The organism is Pedobacter sp. (assembly GCF_035566355.1).
Lineage (GTDB): Bacteria > Bacteroidota > Bacteroidia > Sphingobacteriales > Sphingobacteriaceae > Pedobacter.
Genome location: NZ_DATMRL010000586.1, coordinates 1 through 6,496, shown reverse-complemented (window position 1 = coordinate 6,496; position 6,496 = coordinate 1). Strand labels below are relative to the sequence as shown.

At 41.3% G+C, this 6,496-nt stretch carries 6 protein-coding genes; 2 read left to right on the top strand and 4 right to left on the bottom strand.

Going from position 1 to position 6,496, the window contains the following annotated elements; all coding sequences use genetic code 11:
* The 3 genes from VNZ46_RS23015 to VNZ46_RS23005 all read right to left on the bottom strand — a co-directional run.
* Positions 1-2,167 (bottom strand): TonB-dependent receptor (locus VNZ46_RS23015; protein ID WP_325563002.1); only part of this gene is annotated, 2,167 nt, incomplete at its 3' end.
* Positions 2,168-2,389: 222 nt separating this feature from the next.
* Entirely contained in the window at positions 2,390-3,409 is a 1,020-nt protein-coding gene (locus tag VNZ46_RS23010; RefSeq protein ID WP_325563001.1) for a FecR family protein, read from the bottom strand.
* A 105-nt stretch (positions 3,410-3,514) separates the two neighbouring features.
* Positions 3,515-4,111 (bottom strand): RNA polymerase sigma-70 factor, encoded by a 597-nt coding sequence (locus tag VNZ46_RS23005; protein WP_325562999.1) that lies wholly within the window; start codon positions 4,109-4,111, stop codon positions 3,515-3,517.
* Between the two features lie 167 nt (positions 4,112-4,278).
* Here VNZ46_RS23005 and VNZ46_RS23000 point away from each other — a divergent pair, with 167 nt between their 5' ends.
* Positions 4,279-5,337, top strand: a complete 1,059-nt coding sequence (locus VNZ46_RS23000; RefSeq protein ID WP_325562997.1) for a class I fructose-bisphosphate aldolase — start codon at positions 4,279-4,281, stop codon at positions 5,335-5,337.
* A 10-nt stretch (positions 5,338-5,347) separates the two neighbouring features.
* Here VNZ46_RS23000 and VNZ46_RS22995 read toward each other — a convergent pair whose 3' ends face one another.
* The gene (locus VNZ46_RS22995) at positions 5,348-5,809 is read right to left on the bottom strand and encodes a MarR family winged helix-turn-helix transcriptional regulator (protein WP_325562995.1); all 462 of its coding nucleotides are present in this window, start codon (positions 5,807-5,809) and stop codon (positions 5,348-5,350) included.
* Positions 5,810-5,935: 126 nt separating this feature from the next.
* On the opposite strand from VNZ46_RS22995, the gene VNZ46_RS22990 reads away from it, so the two are divergent.
* The coding region (locus tag VNZ46_RS22990) for an HlyD family secretion protein (RefSeq protein ID WP_325562993.1) at positions 5,936-6,496 on the top strand (561 nt) is incomplete at its 3' end.

The window sequence follows — 6,496 nt, the reverse complement described above, 5'->3', positions numbered from 1 at the left end:
ATGAGAAATTAGATCCCGGCAGGAACAATACGTTTTCCGTGAAGGTACGGTCGCGGTTTAGATAATTCACTCCCGTTTTCAACTCTTGTTTCTGACCAAGAAATTTAAATGGTATAGATACATCTGCCTTATAATTGTAATTGGTTTCCTTCAGGTTTCTGTATCTGCGGCCATTGGGCTCTGCCTGGATAATCCCGTAAGCGCCAAATCCATTCACATAACCTGATGACAAAGCATATAAATGCTTGGTAAACAACTGTTCTATAGAATTTTGTGGTCCTGTTCCTGGGTAATTTACATAAGCCCCGCCACGCGGTGTATAATCGGCAAGCGTTACAAAGCGGTAATCCGGATCATTCTGACCAGCTTTAGAACTTGATACATTGTAGCTCAGTTTTGGAGAATATTCTGAAGCTAGAAATTTATGTTCCCCCTGGAGGTTAAACGTATTCAATGTCCGGTAGGATTGTTTTAATGAATAAATGGTGCTTTTTACTTCGCCCGGCAGACCTGTATATTCATAAGCGCCATACATATTGGTGGCTTGTGTTTCTCCACCCCAACTGCCTAAATACTGCATACTGATCTCGTTGCGCGCATCGAAACGATAAGTTAAACCACCTAACACCCCATAATTCAAGGTCTCGGTACCGGTGTTTTCTTTATAGGTCTGATATCGGCCCATATATAGGTTGTTGGGTGTAATATAGTTTGGGATATTCCTTGGACTGCTCACTTGCGGATTCCCGGTGACCACCCCCTGGTAAATACTATATTGCTGGATATCGCCTCCCGCAATGTCTGTAGTGCGACGATAATAATTGCCGCCGGCAATAACACCGAGCTTATGCTTTTTAAATAAAGTATAACTATTGCCAAAAGTTGCAGAGTAAAGTTGATTCAGCGGTGCTTGTTTATACCTGGTGGTCAATACCGGATCAAAACTCTGCATGATGTTGTTGATACGGCCAACTTCCTGTTTCACTGAGGGGCTATACCCGCTATTAGAGATCATATTCTGGATCTGATTTAACCCACCTTTATATTGGGTAGCCAGGTTCAGGAAATCTGGAGAAAGATTTTTTTGATTGATCTTTGTTCCAAAAATGCCCATATCACTATTAAAGAAGCTGTTATACTGACCACCTATTCCGATATTGGAATTAAAACCCGATTGGAGGATTACATTAAACACCATGCTGTCGGGTACTGACTTTGTCTTTAACTCCACAATACCCGCAGCGGCATCGGCCGGTTTATCGGGCGTAACCGTCTTATAAATGGTCACGTTGTCTAAAAGCGAAGCCGGAACCAGATCAAAAGGAATAGAGCTTCGGTCTGGGTCAGAGGAAGCTAAGCGTACACCATTTAACTGGCCAATTACACTCCTGTCTCCCAAGCCACGAATTGCAACAAATTTATCATCAGTCACCGTAACTCCTGACACCCTCTGTAGTGCCTGAGTGGTGGTGATACTCGCAGTTCGTTCAATCTGTACTGCTGATATGGCATCCTGAACGATGGCCGATTTTTTACGTTCGTCCAGTACAGCGACCTCCGTATTGGTTTTTCTTCTGGCTTGTACGGTGACTTCGCCTAATTGGAAAGCAGAAGTTTTTAATATGACACGCAGGTCCTTTGTTCCGGCATCTACTTTAAGTTCTCTGCTTTGATAACCTATATAAGAGAAAACCAATATAGCACCACCTTCTGGTACAGAAATGCGGAATTTACCATTCATATCGGTAGACACCGCAGTACCCGCACCTTTAATTCTCACCCCAACGCCAATCAGGGTTTCTCCTGTTTTTTCATCGATAACTGTACCTGTAACCACAATTGGTACCGGCTTACTGTCTACCACTACATAGCCCTCCACCAGTTTATACTGGAGATTGGTATTGGCCAGTAATTTTTGGATGGCTTCCCTTATGGTGATCTGACTGGCCACCAGGGTTACATTCTTTTTTACGGCTTGAACGGACTGTTCCCTCAGGGAGAATTTGATGTTGCTCTGTTTACCCAGGGCCGACAGGCCTTGTGCAACAGTTACATTTTCCAGCCGCAAGTCTACTTTATGATCGAGATCCTGACTCTTCACATTACTGGCCAGCAGCATACTTATACAAGTAAGCTGGGCCGCAATGAGAATTAAAGAGCATTTCATAATAAATCGAATTGAAGGACATACATTTAATCCTTTTTGCATATTTTTGAACATTACTGGTTAATTCGCTGCAAAGCGATTGATCTGTTAAAAATTGATTGATAAACCGGAGGACGTCGAAATCACACGGTTTATAACATTAAATTCGTTCCCCGCCTTTTGGCGGGGAATGTTTGTTTAGTAAAGAACCTCTACATATTTATCCTTTCTGTACTTATCTTGTTAATGAATGCGGACATGATTTGTATCTATTTTATATTTAAAGTGGCCGGTGACACTCAAAACCTTCATAATTTTAGCCAGAGGAACACTGGCCTGTAAAAGCACGCTGATCTTTTCTTTTGATTTCCCGGAATCCCCATAATCAAACTTTACATTATACCAGCGTTCCAGGGTATTGGTAATTTCTCTAAGGCTTGCCCCTCTGAAAACCAAACGGCCATCTTTCCAGCCCTTCACCTCTTCTACATCAACTGTTCCTTGCCTGGCTTTTCCAGAATCATAGGAAACCCTCTGCCCGGGAAGCAGGACCGCAAGCGAATGAACTTCAACACCCTTATAATCATCTACCCTAACTTTACCTGTTGCAACAGAAACTGTTAATGGCAATCCGCGGAAAGCTTCAATTCTAAAAGAAGTACCCAAAACTTTAGTTTGAACTGTTCCGGTATGAATAATAAAAGGTTTGTGCGGATTTTTAGTAACCTGGAAGAAGGCCTCCCCTTCCAAACTGATCTCCCGTGTTTTTGAAGTAAAGCGCTCTGGAAATTTCAGCTTACTCCCTGCCCCAAGAAAAACCTCTGAACTGTCGGGCAAAACAATCCGGGATTGCTGCCCCATAGGATTTGCTATCTCATGAATAGCGAGCTGCTCGCTGGCAGGAGTTTTTTTTAATTGGAGTAATCCATAGGTTCCCAGGCTCAGTATAGCTGCCGCCAGCACCGCTGCAAACCGAAGATAAGTTCTTTTCTCGAAAAAGCTTTTGGAGGTCTCCACCTGCGCCTGTTCTGTTTCGTCTTTTTGCAAACGGTTATAGAACTCCTGCAACTTGTGATTTAAACGGGGCTGGTCCAGATCCAGCTCCGCTTCAAACCCTGACCAGCTCTCGTTAAGTACCTCGTCAAAAAGACGCTGTGCTTGCGGAAGCTTCATCAACTCTTTTATACTTTCCAGTTCTGCTGGGGTACAATCGTTATGGATGTATTTTCTTATTAGTGTTTTATGAGTGTTCTCCGCCTGCATTCTAATTGTTGTTCAATAGGTAAAACACAATTATTACAGAAGACCACCTATTCGAAATAAAAAAATATATTATTTTTTTTTAGGAGAACATAAGCCTGGATCAGGCTACAGAAAAAATAAGGAAAAGATCAGTACCAGCGTATAATCTGCATGTTCTTTCAAATGTTTGCGAAAGAAGCTGAGCGAAGCCACCATATAGTTTTCTACTGTATTTACAGAAAGGTCCATATCCTTTGCAATTTCCGAATAGGTCTTATCTTCTTCCCTGCTCATTTCATAGACCTTTCGGCGCTGGGGACTCAACTGACCGAGTTTCTCCCGATAGATCTTTTCGAGCTCTTTACTATCCAGGTCATAGTCTGCTCCTTTTGAAGTTAAACCATGATCTTCAGGTATAAGCTCCAGCGACACTGTAGGGAGAATCTTTCTCCGGTAATGGTTATAAATGGCATTTTTAATGCAGCGGAAAAGATAGGCTTTCAGATCTTGTTCTACTTGAATATCACCCTTCTTCTTCCAGAGGCTCAACATCACATCCATCACCAATTCTTCGGCAGCACATCGGTCTTTTACATTCTTTAATGCATAACCATATAGAGCATCGAAGTATTTCTTGAAAAGCACATTATAGGCACTGGTATTGCCTTCGCTGTATTTTTTCAATAAAATAGGATCTGGTAAATCTTTCAGTGTCTTCGCCATGCTTTAACCTAAGAAACGCTTTAGCAACAAAAGTAACAGGCCAAATCTTTGAGTTTATTAAGGCAATGTTAACTTATAAATAAGCCATAGAAATACGGACGAAATGATAAATAATTGTTTTTAAGAACAAAAAAGCCTCCCGGTTCGTTTCTTAAAAAAACACAGTTATGGCTTTTCAGAAAATTGTTGAATTATTAGGCAGTAATGCCGATACGCTCTTAAATCACCACTGCACCACATTTGATAAAAAACTACTTCACCAGCCCTCTCCTGATTTTATTGACAGGGTTTTTGTACAAAGTAACCGCAATCCACAGGTACTGAGAAATCTGGCCTCTATTTTTAATCATGGAAGACTGGCAGGAACAGGATACGTTTCTATTCTTCCTGTAGACCAGGGGATAGAACATACTGCCGGAGCCTCGTTTGCAAAGAATCCAATGTATTTTGATCCGGAAAATATTGTAAAGCTCGCTATAGAAGGTGGTTCTAATGCAGTAGCAACTACTTTTGGAAATCTTGCTGCTGTAGCCAGAAAATACGCTCACAAAATTCCCTTTCTGGTGAAATTGAATCATAATGAGTTGCTCACCTACCCCACCAAATATGATCAGATTATGTTTGGTTCGGTACGGGATGCCTGGAACCTTGGTGCAGCGGCCGTAGGTGCGACGATCTATTTCGGCTCGGCTGAATCTGACCGGCAGATTGTAGAGGTAGCCAGGGCATTTGAAGAGGCTCATGACCTGGGTATGGTTACTGTACTGTGGTGTTATTGCCGTAACAATGATTTCAAGAAAGATGGAGTTAACTATGAGTCGGCAGCCGATATTACAGCACAGGCCAATCATATTGGTGTAACCATACAAGCAGATATTATCAAACAAAAGATGCCGGATGTAAACGGAGGTTTTACTACGATAAATTTCTCCAAAACAGACCCTTTGGTATATAGTAAATTAACTACAGATCATCCAATTGACCTTTGCAGATATCAGGTAGCAAATTGTTATATGGGCCGTGCAGGCCTGATTAATTCAGGAGGAGAATCTAAAGGTTCATCTGATCTGGCAGATTCTGTTAAAAATGCTGTAATTAATAAACGAGCTGGCGGTACCGGTCTTATCTTGGGGCGAAGAGCTTTTCAAAGACCTTTTCACGAAGGTGTTGATTTTTTACATACCATCCAGGATGTCTATCTGGCTAAGGAAATAGATCTTGCCTGATGTTTTAAAGTTAAAGCTCTTCTTTCTCGATACGCTCGTGAAAATCTATAATTTTCACGAGCGTATCGACCATGAGTTCGAAATTTTTAGTCCCAACGAGTTTCCTGTATTCGTCGTGGAGATCTTCTGAGTGTTCTTTAATGACATTAAAGAGCGTTCTACCTGTTTCTGTAAGATAAATCATAATAGATCTGGCATCTGTATCGCTCTTTTCAGTGTAAACAAGGCCCAGATTTTCCAGTTCCTTAATTGTTTTACTTACCCCCTGTTTCGTCACCTTAATCATTTTAACGAGATCGTGATTGGATACACCTTCCTCACCAATATTCATAAAGTAAGGTAAAAAGGTAACATTAAAATCCTGAGCGGCTAATCTGGATAAATTTACAGAGACCCACCTATCGGTCAATCGCCTTAGAAGGTAAATTATTCTGAACAGGACTCTATCGTTTTCATTCAATCGCTTTTCCATAAAGGTAAAATTAGTACTTTTTTAACAATTACTCATTGTCAACAGAATGTCTTTTTCTTTTTAATTAGTAAACTTGGTTGACAAATATAGTCAACTTAGTTTACATTTGCAGCATTAAATAATGTCATGGAAAAAGAAGATAAAAAACAATCTCCTGCTGTAAAGACAGCAAAAATTGCAGGTTTAGGTGTGGTGGCAATTGTGCTTTGCTATTTCACTTTTAGCAAGGTTAATCACGCTCTGAATTTTGAAAGCACAGATAATGCGCAGGTAGAAACCAACTCAGTCCCTGTACTGAGCCGCATTGCGGGTTACATTGATCATTTCTCTCTTTTAGATTACCAGCAGGTTAAAGAAGGCGATACACTGGCCGTAATTGATGATACAGAATATATTCTTGCGGTACAGCAAGCCGAGGCAGATCTATTGGCCGCAAGAGCAGATCTAAGCAGTGCTGAGTCCCAGATTCCGACTATTGGTTCTAACAAAGAAGTTGCATCTGCTGGAGTGAGTGTGGAGGAGGTTGCCTTACAAAAAGCAAAAAGAGACGTAGCAAGAGATGAGGCTTTATTTAAAGAAGGCTCTATTACCCAGCGTCAGTTTGAAAATAGTGAATCGGCCTATCAAACCGCTCAGAAACTACTGATCTCCAGTCGCAGTAAAGTAACCCAGGCAGGCACACAAACC

Bases quoted from the DNA above. Each gene is read 5' to 3' on its own strand.
- VNZ46_RS23005 (WP_325562999.1), bottom strand. From the start codon at position 4,111: ATGGCGAAGACACTGAAAGATTTACCAGATCCTATTTTATTGAAAAAA.
- VNZ46_RS23010 (WP_325563001.1), bottom strand. From the start codon at position 3,409: ATGCAGGCGGAGAACACTCATAAAACACTAATAAGAAAATACATCCAT.
- VNZ46_RS22995 (WP_325562995.1), bottom strand. From the start codon at position 5,809: ATGGAAAAGCGATTGAATGAAAACGATAGAGTCCTGTTCAGAATAATT.
- VNZ46_RS23000 (WP_325562997.1), top strand. From the start codon at position 4,279: ATGGCTTTTCAGAAAATTGTTGAATTATTAGGCAGTAATGCCGATACG.